We start from the raw sequence: 14,602 nt of genomic DNA, 5'->3' as shown, positions 1-14,602 counted from the left end.
GAATGAGCAAGAAGATCTTCGTAACCGATACCATCCTGCGCGACGCTCACCAATCGCTGCTCGCCACCCGCATGCGCACCGAAGACATGCTGCCGATCTGCGACAAGCTCGACAAAGTCGGCTACTGGTCGCTGGAATGCTGGGGCGGTGCGACGTTCGACGCCTGCGTGCGTTTTCTCAAAGAGGACCCGTGGGAGCGCCTGCGCCAACTGCGCGCCGCGCTGCCTAACACGCGTCTGCAAATGCTCCTGCGCGGGCAGAACCTGCTCGGCTACCGCCACTACAGCGACGATGTGGTCAAAGCGTTCGTCGCCAAGGCTGCGGTCAACGGCATCGACGTATTCCGCATCTTCGATGCGATGAACGACGTGCGTAACCTGCGCGTCGCGATCGAAGCGGTGAAAGCGGCCGGCAAACACGCCCAAGGCACCATCGCCTACACCACCAGCCCGGTGCACACCATCGACGCCTTCGTGGCGCAGGCCAAGCAAATGGAAGCCATGGGTTGCGACTCGGTGGCGATCAAGGACATGGCCGGTCTGCTCACGCCGTACGCCACCGGCGAACTGGTCCGCGCGTTGAAAGCCGAGCAGTCGCTGCCGGTGTTCATCCACTCGCATGACACGGCGGGTCTGGCGGCGATGTGCCAATTGAAAGCCATCGAAAACGGCGCCGACCACATCGACACCGCGATCTCCAGCTTCGCTTCGGGCACCAGCCACCCGGGCACCGAGTCGATGGTTGCTGCGCTCAAGGGCACCGAATACGACACCGGTCTGGACCTTGAACTGCTGCAGGAAATCGGTCTGTACTTCTACGCCGTGCGCAAGAAATACCACCAGTTCGAAAGCGAATTCACCGCCGTCGACACCCGCGTGCAAGTCAACCAGGTGCCAGGCGGGATGATCTCCAACCTCGCCAACCAGTTGAAAGAGCAGGGTGCTCTCAACCGCATGGCCGAAGTGCTGGCGGAAATCCCCCGTGTGCGTGAAGACCTCGGCTTCCCGCCGCTGGTGACCCCGACGTCGCAGATCGTCGGCACCCAGGCGTTCTTCAACGTGCTGGCCGGCGAGCGTTACAAGACCATCACCAACGAGGTCAAACTGTACCTGCAGGGCGGCTACGGCAAGGCCCCGGGCGTGGTCAACGAGAAGCTGCGTCGTCAGGCCATCGGCAGCGAAGAAGTCATCGACGTGCGTCCGGCTGATCTGCTCAAGCCGGAAATGACCAAGCTGCGGGCCGACATCGGCGCACTGGCCAAGTCTGAAGAAGACGTGCTGACCTTCGCCATGTTCCCGGACATCGGGCGCAAGTTCCTCGAAGAGCGTGCCGCCGGCACCCTCGTGCCGGAAGTGCTGTTGCCGATCCCTGAGGCCGGCGGTGTGGCGAAGGCCGGCGGCGAAGGCGTGCCGACCGAGTTCGTCATCGATGTTCACGGCGAAACCTACCGCGTCGACATCACCGGTGTCGGCGTGAAGGCCGAAGGCAAGCGTCACTTCTACCTGTCTATCGACGGCATGCCGGAAGAAGTGGTGTTCGAACCGCTCAACGAATTTGTCAGCGGTGGCAGCAGCAAGCGCAAGCAAGCGTCGGCCCCGGGCCACGTCAGCACCACCATGCCAGGCAACATCGTTGATGTGCTGGTCAAGGAAGGCGACACCGTCAAGGCCGGCCAGGCTGTGCTGATCACCGAAGCGATGAAGATGGAAACCGAAGTCCAGGCCGCCGTGGCCGGCAAGGTCACCGCCATTCATGTTGCCAAGGGCGACCGGGTTAACCCGGGCGAAATCCTGATCGAAATCGAAGGCTGAGATAACCGCCGCGATTCACCGGTTTAAACCTCGGGGGGGCATGTGCTCCCCTTTTTTTTCGCCTGCAATTTACCTGCATCAAGACCCTTTTCATGCGTGAGCCTGCTCGCGATAGCAGAGTATCGGTCAGTGCAGAGGTCGACTGATCTACCGCTATTACGAGCAGGCTCACTCCTGCAACGATTGGTGTTCAGTGCGTCAGAACGCCAGGCGCCACTGGCCCATCACGCCATAGCTACGGCTGTCGCTGCCGGCCTCGCCAGTGACGCCAACGCCCAAGGTATGGCGCGCGGACAGGGTCAGATCCAGACCCGCATCCAGCAGCGTGCGGTTGCGGTCCATCTGCGCACCGGTGACCTCGAAGCTTTTGCCGCCCCTGAGCAGTTGCTGACGTGTTGCGCTGTCGAGTTCGCCGTAGGTGTGTTTCACGCTGGCGCTGAGACGCGGCGTCAGTTGCATGCCGTTGGCCAAATGACTGGTTTTCGCCAGGCGCAGGCCGACGGTGCTGCTCGGATTCGCGCGTGTCTGACCCTCCACTTTCAGCGCCGCATCGCCACCTGTCTCGCTATAACCGTCACGCTGGTAGCGCTGATACCCGACACCGGCGAACGGTTCGATGCTGAGGTTGCCACGGCCCACGTTGTAGCCGACTTCGGCAAACAGCTGCTGGGTATTGGCGTTGTACTTGCTCTGCAGTCGGTCGCTGAAACCGCTGAAGGCGACATGCCGTTTGCCGCTGCCATCGTGCCTGCCATAGGACGCGCCCAACCGCAGGGCGAACGGCCCGTCCTGACGCAGGGCATAGGCGCCGAGGTGCCAGCTGTCGAGATCGCCATCGAACTGCCGGGCATCCAGTCGGGTCTGCGACTTCGCGCCGATCAGGCCGAAGTGCCATTGCTCGTCGAAGCGCCAGTCGGCCCCCAGGATCAGGCCTTCAGTGGCGTGTTTCAGCGCGCTGTCGAAATCACGATCGACCTTGCCGCCATGTCCCAGTGCTTGCAGCCAGACTCGACCGGCACCGTCACCTTTGCGATTGTCCAGTTGATGCATCGCCGAGAGCATGCTGGCGCTGACCGGAGCGGCGCTGCTCAGGGTGGCTTTGGCAAGGTTGGCGTTGCTGCCGGCGGCAAGCTGCTCGAGTGCCAGGCTGGCCGCTGGTGGGCTCGCGCCGTGCAGGGCGCTGATGGCGGTGTTGGATAACGCGGCAGGACTAATGGGCTGCGCCGGCGGATTAGATGGCCCAGGCTCTTGCGGTTGCTGAGGTTGCTGAGGTTGCTGAGGTTGCTGAGGTTGCTGAGGTTGCTGAGGTTGCTGAGGTTGCTGAGGTTGCTGAGGTTGCTGAGGTGGGGCGGGATCTTTTACCAGGCTTTTGGCGAGTTCCTGAGCATTTTTGCTGCTTGCCAGATGCTCGAGAGGTTTGTCACGCAAGGGTTCAAAGGGCATGCCCTGATCGGGTGTCTGCTGGTCTCTGCTGTTGGCGGAGGTTTGCGCCAGCGTTTCGCCGAACAACGCCTGGTCCGGTGCAAGGTTGCCGGGCGGGTCGATAGCGGTTGCAGGGCTTTGGCTGAGCACTTCTTTAGTCGCCGGGAGGTCGCCTGACGCTGTGGGTGGTTTTGGTGTTTTTTTCCGAGGCTTTTTCGGTTTGCTTTCAACTGCGTTTTCGATGACCGGGATGTCCGGCTGTTGTGCGCTGGCGACATTGCTCCATCCGATTGCCAGCGCAATCGCCACGGCGAGTTGGAGGGGGCGAAGCGAGTAGTGTCCGGGCATGAATCGGGCCTCACTGGATAGGAGACCCCACTCTATTTTTGCCGTAAAAAATCCGATGTCGGCCGCGTCTCGCAGCCTTGCAGGCGATGTCCGAGCCTGCCCGTAGAAAATGACGGCAAGACCCGCGACAGGTGTTTTTACTCAAGCCTGACCAAGCCTTTTCCTACGGCAGATCCAGACGCCGCCGGCTGTTCAACACTCAGAAACGGTTGAACGCCAGCGTGCGTTTGCCAGCGGCTCTACTCAGCTGCGGCGCAGGTAGGCCTTGCCGTAATGGCGCTCCATCCGCGCCTGGATCAATTCCAGACCGATCGACATCAGCCAGTAAATGATCGCCGCGGTGGTCAGCATTTCGATGTAGCGGTAGCTCGAGCGCCCGTAGGACTGGGCCAGGAACATCACTTCCCACACGCCCATCACCGAGATCAGTGACGAGTCCTTGAGCATCGAGATGAACTGGTTGGTGGTCGGCGGGATGATGGTGCGCATGGCCTGGGGCAGGGTGATGCGCCAGAAGATCACGCTTTCGCGCATGCCCAGCGCCAGTGAGGCTTCGCGCTGACCATAAGGCACGCCGAGGATGCCGGCGCGGAAGATCTCGCTGAGGTACGCGCCATAGTTCAGCGACAAGGCGATGATCCCGGCCACCACCGCACCGGGCACGACGCCCAGTTGCGGCAGGCCGAGGTAGATCAACAGGATCTGGATCAGCAGCGGCGTGCCGCGAAAGAACGAGGTATAGAAACTGGCGATGCCGAATGCCACGGCGCTTTTTGACAGGCGTGCCAGGGCGGTGATGAAGCCCAGCAATGACGAAGCGACGATGGCGCAGGCACAGAGAAACAGGGTCAGCGCTGCGCCCTGCAGAAAGCCGTTGGGCGCCAGGTGCACACCGAGCAGGTTCGGCAATTTGTCGAGGATGATCGACAGCTTCAGATCGAAGCTCAGGAAAAAACCGGCGAACAGGCTGAACATCGCCGCCCACGTCAGGTACAGGCGTGTGCGGAAACCGAACAGCCGTTGCAGGCGTGATTCAACCACCGGTTGCGGCGGCTGTGGAGGTGTCGGGAAGGCAGTCATTGGCTGATATCGGCGCCGATCCATTTCTGCGACAGCTTGCTCAGCGTGCCGTCCTGTTTCAGTTGTGCAAACACCTCGCGCACCTTGGCGTCCCACTGCGCGTCACCCTTTTCGATGGCCACCGAGTTCGGCTCCGAATACAGCGGCGCGCCGGCCAGTTTGAAGCGCTGGTCCTGATTCAGGCGCGGTTGCGCGGTCACCAGGTTGGTGAGAATGGCGTCGAGGCGCACCCCGGCGCCCAGGCCCAGGTCCTGGAAGGCGACGTTGTCAGTATCGTACGGGGCGATCTGCACGTCCTCGAACGGATACTCCAGACGTGTGTCCTCGGCGCCTTCAATGACCAGATTCTTGTTCAGATAACTTTCATAGCTGGAGGCGCTGGTCAGGCCGACTTTCTTGCCGCTCAGGTCCTTGGCGCCGTGGATGCGATCATCCTTGGCGTTGACCACGATCACTGCCGGCGAGGCGTAATACTCCACCGGGAAGTCGAACACTTCGGCGCGGGCCTTGCTCGGGGTCATGGAGCAGATGCAGATGTCATAGCGCCCGCTCCAGCGGCCGGCGGCGATGACATCCCAGGACGGCGTTTCCAGGCGCAGCTTGACCCCGAGTTTGTCCGCCACGGCTTTGGCGACATCCACATCGAAGCCGTCGAGCTGGTTCTGGTCATTGAGGAACGAGAAGGGTGGATAGCTTTCCATCAGCACGCCAACCAGTTCTTTTTTCTGTTCGACACGATCAAGTGTGGCGCCACCGAAGGCTTGGGTGGAGGCGGCCAGAACGGTCAGGCCCAAGGCCAGTAGTGGTTGAAGTTTCACAGTCGACACCTGAAAAAAAGAGGTTGTTATTAACCGGATGGTGCGTATTAAATAGTTATAAGAACTACTCTGGTAGTGAGTTATTTTCATAAGCATATGAGCGAATTGCATATGGGCACAGCAAACACGGTAATTCTGGATGGCGGCATGGGCCGTGAGTTGCAGCGCGCCGGCGCACCGTTTCGTCAGCCCGAGTGGTCGGCGCTGGCCTTGATCGAGGCGCCGCCAGCGGTTGAAGCGGTGCACGTCGCCTACATCGCCAGCGGCGCCAATGTGATCACCAGCAACAGTTATGCGCTGGTGCCGTTTCACATTGGCGAAGCACGATTTGCCGCGGAAGGTACGGCGCTGGCGGGATTGGCCGGGGAGTTGGCGCGGCGTGCGGTGCAGGCCTCGGGCAAAGCGGTGCGGGTGGCCGGTTCGTTGCCGCCGCTGTTCGGTTCCTATCGTCCGGACCTGTTCGACGCGGCGCGGGTGAACGAGTTGCTCGCGCCACTGGTGAACGGCCTGGCACCCCACGTCGACCTGTGGCTGGCGGAAACCCAGAGTTCGATCATCGAGGCGCGTTCCATCCGCGCGGGTCTGCCCAAGGACGGCAAGCCGTTCTGGCTGTCGTTTACCCTGAAGGACGAAGACACCGATGAGGTGCCGCGTCTGCGCTCCGGTGAACCCGTGGCGGAAGCTGCGGCGGTAGCAGCCGAGTTGGGCGTCGAGACGCTGCTGTTCAACTGCAGCCAGCCGGAAGTGATCGGTGCGGCGATTGATGCGGCGCGCGACACCTTTGAACGCCTGGGTGTGCAGATTCACATCGGCGCCTATGCCAATGCGTTTCCGCCGCAACCCAAAGAGGCGACCGCCAACGACGGTCTTGATCCGCTGCGCGATGATCTGGATCCGCCGGGGTATCTGCATTGGGCGCAGGACTGGCAGCGGCGTGGCGCCAGCCATTTGGGCGGCTGCTGCGGCATCGGCCCGGAACACATTGCGGTGCTGGCGCAGAAGCTGGTGTAAATAACCATCAAAAGATCACAGCCTGCGGCAGCGCCTACATGGGATTGATGTTCACCCTGTAGGCGCTGCCAAAGGCAGCGATCTTTTGCTTTGACGGTTTAACGACGGCATTCAACCAAGCCTTTCAGCTGCCCGTCGGGCGTCTGATTTTCATCGGACAGCCACCGCTCGAACCCCGCCGCAATCGCCGGCCACTCCGAATCCAGAATCGAGAACCACGCGGTGTCGCGGTTCTGGCCCTTGACCACCATGTGCTGGCGGAACACGCCTTCGAAGCTGAAGCCCAAGCGTTCGGCGGCATATTTGGAGCGCGCGTTGCCGTTGTTGCACTTCCACTCCAGGCGCCGGTAACCCAAGGCGAACGCGTATTTGGCGAGCAGGTACACCGCTTCGGTGCTTTTCGGTGAGCGCTGCATCGGCGCGCCGAAGGTGACGTGGCCAATCTCAATGCGGCCCTGAGCCGGGACGATCGACATCAGGCTCAGAATGCCCTGCACCTGCCCCGTGGCGCGGTCGATCACACTGAAGAAATACGGATCGCTGCTGGCGGCATGGTTGTTCAGCCAGTCATTGAAAACGCTGCGCTGCGGGAACGGCCCATAGGGCAAATAGTCCCAGAGTTTCGGGTCGGCGCCGGGGCCTTCGAGAGCGTTGAACAGCTCGTCGCTATGGCGTGCCGGGTCGAGTCTTTCCAGGCGGATGAAGCGACCTTCGAGCAGTTTGCTGGTGGGCGACGGAACGCCTTTCCAGTCGGCAAGTGAAGTGGTCATGTACGCGGCTCCTTAAATGGCTTTGCGAAACTGGATGAATCCGGGGCGTTCGGCGATTCGCTCGTAGAGCTGGATCGCGGTAGCGTTAGTCTCGTGGGTCAGCCAGTGGACTTTGCAGCAGCCATCGGCCTTGGCAGTGGCGTAGACGTGCTCGATCAGCAGCCGACCAACCCCCGTGCCGCGTGTCTGCGGTGCCACCAGCAGGTCCTGCAGGTAGCAGGAGTTTTCAATGCTCCAGTTCGAGCGGTGGTAAATGAAATGCACCATGCCCACGGCTTTGCCATCGGCCCAGGCGAGGGCGGCGTGGGTCGGTTCGCTCGGGTCAAGGAAACGCTGCCAGGTGCTGTGGGTGACGGCGTCCGGCAACTCGGTGTTGTAGAAGCGCAGATAGGCTTGCCACAACGGCAGCCAGGCGGCGTGATCACCAGCAGTCACCGGGCGGATCTGGATCTGACTCATGCTGTTTCCTTAACGCATCAAGTGGGCGAGGGTCTGGTCATTGATGTCCGGGCTGGCGGCCAGCCCTTCGCGCACGCCGGCGATGTCTTCGGCGCTGCGGTTCTGGCTGAGCTTGCGCTTGCCTTCGAGGCGGTCTATGGGGATGGCGAAACCGACGATGGCCTTGAGCATGCCGTCGATGTAGTCGGCAGGCGCGTCGTCGACCTTCCACGGTTGCGCGCGACCGGATTCATGGCGATCGGTGAGGGTGCTGACGATGTCCAGCAGGCGCCCGCCATCGCTGAAGGTTTCGGCGTGGCCATAAGCGTGCACGGCGACGTAGTTCCAGGTCGGCACGACTTTGCCGTGCTCGGCCTTGCTTGGATAAAAGCCCGGGCTGACGTAGGCGTCCGGGCCGGCAAAGATCAGCAGGGCTTCGGCGCCGTCGCGCAGGTCTTTCCATTGCGGGTTGGCTTTGGCCAGATGCCCGTACAGCGTGCCGTGCTGGCCTTGTTCGCGATGCAGCAGCACCGGCACATGGCTGGCCTGCAGGCCGCTTTCACCGTGGGTCACGAGAATCGCGAGGCGGGTGGCGAGGATCAGTTCGTGGAGTTGGGACAACTCGTCGATGGCAAAAGCGCGGGGCGTGTACATGGAGAGATTTTCCTTGGCGAATGCCTGCATCCTAGGCAGGCTATTGGACTGTTGTAAGAGCCATTGATGACCAATTTCATAGGTCCATTGCCATGCCCGAAGCGCCCGCGCTGTCCATGCCATTCAATCCGGCGGGAATCGAACTCGACCGTCGTCAGGGCTTGAGCCGTCAGTTGTATCAAGCATTGCGCTTGCGCGTACTGGACGGACGTCTCGCCAGTGGTACGCGGCTGCCGGCCAGCCGCGACCTGGCGGCTGCGCTGGCGATCTCGCGCAACAGCGTGGTGCGTGCTTACGATCAGTTGTACGCCGAAGGCTTTATTGAAGGCCGGGTCGGCGACGGCACTTACGTTGCGCAATTGCCCCAGGCGGCGTTGCCGGCGAAAAAACTATCCACAAAAGTATCCACAGGGTTTTCAACAGGCTTACCCACAGCCTTATCCACAAATTGGCTGGATTTACCTGTGGATCCATCCAGCAAAGTTATCCACAGCGACGCGCTGACCCGGATCAAAAACAATCATTTGGCCCGTCCACCCAGTGGCCCGCCCCGGGCTTTTCGGGTCGGTGTGCCGGCGTTCGATCTGTTCCCTTTCGACGTCTGGGCCAAGCTGAATGCGGCTTTCTGGCGCAAACCGGATTTGCAGCAACTGTGTTACGGCGATCCGGCCGGCGACGCGCGGTTGCGCGGGATGATCGCGGCCTATTTGCGCAGCTCCCGAGGCATGCAGTGCACGGCTGAGCAAATTGTGATCACCAGTGGCGCGCAGCAGGGGATTAGCCTTTGTGCACAGTTGCTGGTGGAGCCCGGCGACGGCGTGGCGATCGAGAATCCGGGGTATCGCGCGGCCGGGCATGCCTTCGCCGTGGCCGGTGCCCGGTTGCATGGGGTGGCCGTCGACAGCGAGGGCATCGACTGTCAGCAATTGGCAGGGCTGACCGATTGCCGCCTGACCTATGTCACGCCCTCCCACCAGTATCCCACGGGGGTGGTGATGAGTCTGGCGCGGCGCCTCGAACTGCTGGCCTGGGCCGAGCGCACGCAAGGCTGGATCGTCGAGGATGATTACGACGGCGAATACCGTTACAGCGGTGCACCGCTGGCGCCCTTGGCTGCGCTCGATCAACAGGGGCGGGTGCTGTATGTCGGCACCTTCGGCAAGGTCGCGTTCCCGGCGTTGCGCCTGGGGTATCTGGTGCTGCCGCCGGGGTTGGTGGATGTGTTTGCTCAGCGGCGCGCGGTGGATGTGCGCCATTCTGAAGTCAGTACCCAGGCGGTGATGGCCGAGTTCATGGCCGCCGGGCATTTTCAACGACATATCCGAAGGATGCGCCGAGCCGCCCTGAGCCGTCGCGACACCTTGCTCAGTGGCTGGCCAGCGGATATTCCCGGGGTCGGTCCGTTACCCACCGTGGCGGCCGGCCTGCACCTGACGGTGCCGGTCGACAGCGTGGCCCGTGAACGGACGCTGATCGAACAGGCGGCCAGCGTCGATGTGGAGATCAATGGCCTGAGCAGCTATTGGCTCCCCGACTCGAGCACCGCGCCGGATCGCCGCGCCGGGCTGGTGATGGGGTTTGCCGCGGTGCCCGAAAAAGCCATCGAGGCCGCACTGGCACGCCTGCGCACGGCCTGGCGCGTAGGTTGAAGCGGGTCTGCTGACCCGCCCGGTTCATGACCTCAGCGACGCGCTTCCAGTTTGAAGAACAGCGCCGGATCACTGATGCGTCGCAGCACATAGTCGATCGGAGCCAGCTCGGTCAGGGCCTGTTGGCGTTCAGTGCTGAACTGCTGCAGATGGACGTCGGCGATTTTCAGGTGCGCTGCGGTGAATGCCTCCAGCGGAGCTTGCATCGAATCGTAGTGAAAATGCGCCAGCCACAAAGGCTGATCGCGGTGGGTGGTATCGAGGATCCGGTATTCCTGAAAGTAGTCCCGGCGTTTCTTGGTCCTGATCCGCCCCTGCGGGTTTTTCTCGATGCGCACCTGATGATTGTCCAGCAACCATTGCACGTACGCCTGGCGTGGCTGGCGCTCCTTGAGCAGCGCAGCGCGGACACTGATGCCCTCGGCGCGCAAGCGCTCGGCGGCGCTTTGCAGCTCCGCCGGCAGGTTGCCCACCGGAAAGCGTGTGCTACCGCTTTCGCGCACCCGCGCCAGTGCCTGCCGGACCGCTGTCGCGGACTGCTCCAGGCGCTGCGCCTGTTGATCAAACAGATCCTGCATGTCGGCCGGGATGCGATTGGGGCGGAACGCGTCCTTGCGTGTCTGATCGATGAACCCCTGCACGTTTTCGTTGAGCGTCAGGCCATTGGCGATGGTGTCGGTATCGTCCGGTAGCGGTTCGGCGGCGGGGCGAGGGCGTGCCGGCAGGATGTCGTGGAACGCCGGCTCGGTGGCGGTCGAAGGCTTGGCGGGATTCGGGTCACGGGGCCGGCTCTTGGTGACCTTGGGGGCCGGACGAGACGGGCCGGCGACGGCGGGTTTCGGCGTGACCGGCTTGATCGGCGCAGGCTCTGGGGTCTCGGGCAACAGCAGGCTCAATTGCTCCTGTGCCACTCGCCGGAAATCGCCGATCAGTCTGCGAACTCGATTGACCTCGGCCGGTTCGATCTTGCCCGGGTACTCGTCCGGGAGCTCCTTGAAGCGCTGATCGGTATCGGCATAGACGTCGAGCAGCCGGCTGAGGGTGTCGATGCGTCCGGCCACCGGCTCACTGCTGTCTGACCTCTTGAGCTGTGCAGCATGCTGATGTGTGGCGGTCGCTGCTTCGATAATCAACCGACCCACGGCATCGCGCTGGGCGCCACCGGTACTGGCATCGCCGCGCAGGCACAACTCATGGGACATGCCGATTTCGTTGGCCTTCAAATCCCACTCGGTGAAGGCCGGCAGCATGTTGCGCTGGCGTTTTGCGGCCGTGATGCCGGCGCTGCCAGTAGCCTCCAGGTCTTCCAGCGAGGTTCGCGCCAGTTGCAGGCGAGCGACCATGTCCTGGCTCAACGCCAGCATTTGCCTGACTGTCGCGATGTGCTCCTGCAAGCCGGTTTCTGCCTCGATGACACTGTTCCCGCTCAGCTTCTGGTTCAAGGTGGCATAGGCATTGCGCTGCAGGGTGAACCACAGGTTGAGGTTTTTCTGCAGGTGCGTCGTCATGTTCAGCAAGTCATAAAAGTAGCCGACGCTACCACCCTTGAGGCGCCATTCCTGAAGGTTTTTCAGTGCCTGCTGGTAATCGGTAATGAGCTTTTCCACTTGGGCGAGGTAGCGCCGGGTCGCCTCTTCGTGAGCCACACCGGTAGTGTTCATGATCTCCGCCTGAGCGGTTCTCAAGGCCTCATTGCCGATCGATTCCTGACGTTTGAAGGCGTTCAGGGTGGCTTCCAGTTGTTTGCGCTGTTGCTCCTTGACCCAACGCTGCGCGCGCAACTGGCTTTGCAAGCTTTGACCACCGGCTCCCCCGCGCAGGCGCAGGCGAGTATCGACAACCCATTGGCCCTGAGTGTCATGCGCCAATAGCGGGCCGGGCTCTGGCGGGCTGCCCGGAAACTCGATCTGGATCTGTTGCTCGTCGTTTTCGACGACGCCGTACCAGCGCTCGCCGACTTGTGCGTAGAGGCGATCACCGCGGCGATACAGGTGCCCGGTGCCGTATTCGATTTTTTCCAGGGTCGTGTCCGTCAGGTCAAGCGGCGTCACGCTTGCCTTCAGCAGGTAGGCGAGCAATGCGTCGGCCGAGCGGCGCGGAACGGAACCCCGTGCTTCCAGTGAAGAACAATGGCTCGTCGGCAGTTCACCGGTCAGCGTCGTGGGGATGCGGGTCACCCTGGGCGCTGCCGGTTGAGCGGCGGCGGGCACGGTGGTGGGCACTGCGCTTTCAACCGGGGCGGGCGTCTGGCGTCGGCCGCTTCGCCGGGAAACGGCCGCGCGGTGAGCCAGGAGCAGCCCCAGGCTCAGCAGCATATCGCCGAAGGCATCCCATTCGGCGAGCTTGTCGCCCCGTTGGCGTGCCTGCAGCGCCTGTTCGACTTCACTGATGCTTTGCCAGATCCAGACCGCAGCGCCGGCCGGGCCACTGAGGAAATTTGCGGCGACGTTGAACAATGCCCAGCCGCTGTCGCGCAGTAGTGTCCAGCGCCGCTCGGCGTTGGACTGAGATTGCCGGTCGGCGAGTTCGGCCATGGTCTGGGCATGGGTCTTGAACAGGATGCCGAATACGTCGCCGTGCAGCTCTTTTGATGAGAGCTGGACCGGGCCGGTCCAGTCTGTCCCGGTCCACGGCTCGGACAGCAACTGCGCGCCCGTCCATGGGCTGGGCAGCCCAACAGGAAACGTATATTGCGCGTATTTGAAACTGGTAGCCGAATCCGCCAGCCACGCCAGCACCGAATCCCGCAACTCCCCGGGCTGATGCAGGGCGTACACAAGGTTCTGCGGAGAAGGAAACTGCAACAACGGATGGTCGAGCAGCGGGCGATACAGCAGGCACGGTCCGCTGTCCGCCTGACGTGGGCCGATCAGGAACATGTTGGCCACCGTGTCGCCTTCGGTGTCCCCGGCGCGCAAGAACGTCAGGGGACGAATGACCACCGGCTGCAGATGACCAGGCGTGGGTTTGAGCCACTCGCGAACATACGCGTAGCCCCGCTCGTCGATACCGCCAATCCCGCGAATTTTGCATTCCAGGGCAATTAGTGGCAGCAGGGCATGTAGCTGGCGCAGGTAAAAATGTTTCTGCAGGGAGGCTTGCTCGGAATCATTGATCAGTTTGTCCTTGAGCAATTGAGGGTAGGTCTGGCCGATGTCGACTTTTTTCGCCATTTCCGTCAGGTACGCGCTGTCCAGCCAGGCGGGAAGCGGCTGCGGCGGGTTGAAGCGCAGGGTGGCCATATAGGGCGGCGAGTTCTGCAGCGCGAAGTCGCCCAGGTTTTCGCTATAGCTGTCGAGCGGGTTGGGCAGGGTCAAGCCACCGGACTCGAAACTGTTGGTGATGGTGATTTCCAGTGAATCCAGGGGTAACCCGGCGGCGGTTGGCTGGTCGGCAATGATCGCGTCGCGCATTCGCTGCTGGGCGAACGCGTCGATCGCCGGCAGATGGAACAGCTTTTTATCGACGTGCTTGTACAGCTTGCCCAGAGCATTGACGGAGCGGCTGTAGTGATCCATGTCGGCAGCGCTGGCGCCGGCCAGCCATTCGGGCATGGCCTCATCAAGCGCCTCCAGCGTGTCTTTTACATCGTTGCTGGAAGGCGGTAGTGCGGGCGGCAGGCTGCCGGCATTGGTAGCGCTGGCGACGGACTCGCGAGTGAGTTCGGCAATGGCCTCGAGTTGGCTGGCGATCAAGGCCCAGGCCATATGGTCGAAAAAATTGCCTTCGGGTTCGAACAGTCGCCACTTCATGTCACGCCCGTCCAGACGTTCTTCGAGGCGCCCGGGCAATGATGCGCCCAGAGCGTCCAGCGACTCGAACGATTCATAACCGCTGTCCACGGTGTACATCATCACCAGGTCGCGCTCGCGATAACGCCCTGTCAGCACCGCAACGCCGCCGACCACCAAGTGCCGGGTTTGATCCTTGGCGTCGACGGTGTCGATGTCGATCAGCTGCACCCTGATCGTTGCGAGTGCTGGTTGCCGGCCGTCCCGTTGCTGCTTGTCGGGAAAATGCGAAACGGCCCGGGCGACATGGCACTGGTCGGCATCCCAGCCGTTGACGGTCTGCACATCAAGGGATTTGCGCAGGGCATCGGACAGTTCCTGCCAGCGCGGCACTTTGTGAACGGTGCTGTTCCAGAAGGCCAACTGGCGTTCGCGATAGGCGACGAACAGCAGCGGCGTGTAATCGTTGAGCAGGGTGGCGATGGCTTCGATGCTGATATCCAGATGCACCACGGGAGACGCCTGCGGGTCGGCTGTCAGAAAGTGTTCGCCCTCCAGGTAATTGGCGTCGGTGTCGGTGAAGAACTGGCGCACCAGCGCCTGGGTCAACGATTCGAATACAATCGGCAGCGCGCGGACCTTGCCATCGGCCCATTGCCAGCGAGGAGTGCCGATCAGGGTGTGATCGGGGTCCAGGGACTGATCCGCAAACTGCTTTTTCAAGGCCACGCGCAGCATATGCGCGGCGACCTCATCGATCGTGGGGCCCTGACTGATCTGTTGCAGCACCAGGTTGTTGATCAGTTGGACGGGCACGCGGGTGTTGTCGGTGTGTTCGGTCATCGTCAGCTTCCTTTTTGACGTTTCGGG

The 14,602-nt window shown here is 62.1% G+C and carries 10 protein-coding genes; 3 read left to right on the top strand and 7 right to left on the bottom strand.

Going from position 1 to position 14,602, the window contains the following annotated elements; all coding sequences use genetic code 11:
- Window positions 1-2 precede the first annotated feature (2 nt).
- Window positions 3-1,811, top strand: a complete 1,809-nt coding sequence (gene oadA / locus HBN98_RS12190) for a sodium-extruding oxaloacetate decarboxylase subunit alpha (protein WP_083367504.1) — start codon at window positions 3-5, stop codon at window positions 1,809-1,811.
- 198 nt (window positions 1,812-2,009) lie between these two features.
- Here oadA and HBN98_RS12185 read toward each other — a convergent pair whose 3' ends face one another.
- The 3 genes from HBN98_RS12185 to HBN98_RS12175 all read right to left on the bottom strand — a co-directional run bounded on the left by HBN98_RS12185 (window position 2,010) and on the right by HBN98_RS12175 (window position 5,479).
- Window positions 2,010-3,383 carry an autotransporter outer membrane beta-barrel domain-containing protein gene (locus HBN98_RS12185; RefSeq protein ID WP_308425031.1) on the bottom strand — a complete coding sequence of 458 codons (1,374 nt, stop codon included), beginning with the start codon at window positions 3,381-3,383 and terminating at the stop codon, window positions 2,010-2,012.
- 441 nt (window positions 3,384-3,824) lie between these two features.
- Window positions 3,825-4,661, bottom strand: a complete 837-nt coding sequence (locus HBN98_RS12180; RefSeq protein ID WP_083367506.1) for an amino acid ABC transporter permease — start codon at window positions 4,659-4,661, stop codon at window positions 3,825-3,827.
- Window positions 4,658-5,479, bottom strand: coding sequence for an ABC transporter substrate-binding protein (locus HBN98_RS12175; protein WP_064589875.1), 822 nt, complete (start codon window positions 5,477-5,479; stop codon window positions 4,658-4,660). The genes HBN98_RS12180 and HBN98_RS12175 overlap by 4 nt, the downstream gene beginning before the upstream one ends.
- 111 nt (window positions 5,480-5,590) lie before the next feature.
- On the opposite strand from HBN98_RS12175, the gene HBN98_RS12170 reads away from it, so the two are divergent.
- Window positions 5,591-6,490 carry a homocysteine S-methyltransferase family protein gene (locus tag HBN98_RS12170; RefSeq protein ID WP_083367507.1) on the top strand — a complete coding sequence of 300 codons (900 nt, stop codon included), beginning with the start codon at window positions 5,591-5,593 and terminating at the stop codon, window positions 6,488-6,490.
- A gap of 98 nt (window positions 6,491-6,588) precedes the next feature.
- Here HBN98_RS12170 and HBN98_RS12165 read toward each other — a convergent pair whose 3' ends face one another.
- From HBN98_RS12165 to HBN98_RS12155, 3 genes are read right to left on the bottom strand one after another with little or no spacing between them, the layout of a single operon-like run.
- The gene (locus tag HBN98_RS12165; RefSeq protein ID WP_083367508.1) at window positions 6,589-7,260 is read right to left on the bottom strand and encodes a GNAT family N-acetyltransferase; all 672 of its coding nucleotides are present in this window, start codon (window positions 7,258-7,260) and stop codon (window positions 6,589-6,591) included.
- Between the two features lie 12 nt (window positions 7,261-7,272).
- Entirely contained in the window at window positions 7,273-7,719 is a 447-nt protein-coding gene (locus HBN98_RS12160) for a GNAT family N-acetyltransferase (protein WP_083367509.1), read from the bottom strand.
- A gap of 9 nt (window positions 7,720-7,728) precedes the next feature.
- The gene (locus HBN98_RS12155; RefSeq protein WP_083367510.1) at window positions 7,729-8,352 is read right to left on the bottom strand and encodes an FMN-binding negative transcriptional regulator; all 624 of its coding nucleotides are present in this window, start codon (window positions 8,350-8,352) and stop codon (window positions 7,729-7,731) included.
- Window positions 8,353-8,444: 92 nt separating this feature from the next.
- Between HBN98_RS12155 and pdxR the strand changes: the two genes are divergently transcribed.
- A complete protein-coding gene (gene pdxR / locus HBN98_RS12150) occupies window positions 8,445-10,001 on the top strand; it encodes a MocR-like pyridoxine biosynthesis transcription factor PdxR (RefSeq protein WP_083367511.1) in 1,557 nt (518 codons plus the stop codon).
- A gap of 32 nt (window positions 10,002-10,033) precedes the next feature.
- On the opposite strand, the gene HBN98_RS12145 is transcribed toward pdxR, so the two are convergent.
- A complete protein-coding gene (locus tag HBN98_RS12145) occupies window positions 10,034-14,575 on the bottom strand; it encodes a hypothetical protein (protein ID WP_083367512.1) in 4,542 nt (1,513 codons plus the stop codon).
- Window positions 14,576-14,602: the final 27 nt, after the last annotated feature.

The organism is Pseudomonas koreensis, from assembly GCF_012986595.1.
Lineage (GTDB): Bacteria > Pseudomonadota > Gammaproteobacteria > Pseudomonadales > Pseudomonadaceae > Aquipseudomonas > Aquipseudomonas koreensis.
The sequence above is the reverse complement of the archived record's forward strand: the minus strand, read 5'-3'. Positions and strand labels throughout refer to the sequence as shown.

What these genes read in the sequence shown, in the direction of transcription:
- oadA (WP_083367504.1), top strand. Translation starts at nt 3, where the DNA reads ATGAGCAAGAAGATCTTCGTAACCGATACCATCCTGCGCGACGCTCAC.
- HBN98_RS12180 (WP_083367506.1), bottom strand. Translation starts at nt 4,661, where the DNA reads ATGACTGCCTTCCCGACACCTCCACAGCCGCCGCAACCGGTGGTTGAA.
- HBN98_RS12170 (WP_083367507.1), top strand. Translation starts at nt 5,591, where the DNA reads ATGGGCACAGCAAACACGGTAATTCTGGATGGCGGCATGGGCCGTGAG.
- HBN98_RS12165 (WP_083367508.1), bottom strand. Translation starts at nt 7,260, where the DNA reads ATGACCACTTCACTTGCCGACTGGAAAGGCGTTCCGTCGCCCACCAGC.
- HBN98_RS12160 (WP_083367509.1), bottom strand. Translation starts at nt 7,719, where the DNA reads ATGAGTCAGATCCAGATCCGCCCGGTGACTGCTGGTGATCACGCCGCC.
- HBN98_RS12155 (WP_083367510.1), bottom strand. Translation starts at nt 8,352, where the DNA reads ATGTACACGCCCCGCGCTTTTGCCATCGACGAGTTGTCCCAACTCCAC.
- pdxR (WP_083367511.1), top strand. Translation starts at nt 8,445, where the DNA reads ATGCCCGAAGCGCCCGCGCTGTCCATGCCATTCAATCCGGCGGGAATC.
- HBN98_RS12145 (WP_083367512.1), bottom strand. Translation starts at nt 14,575, where the DNA reads ATGACCGAACACACCGACAACACCCGCGTGCCCGTCCAACTGATCAAC.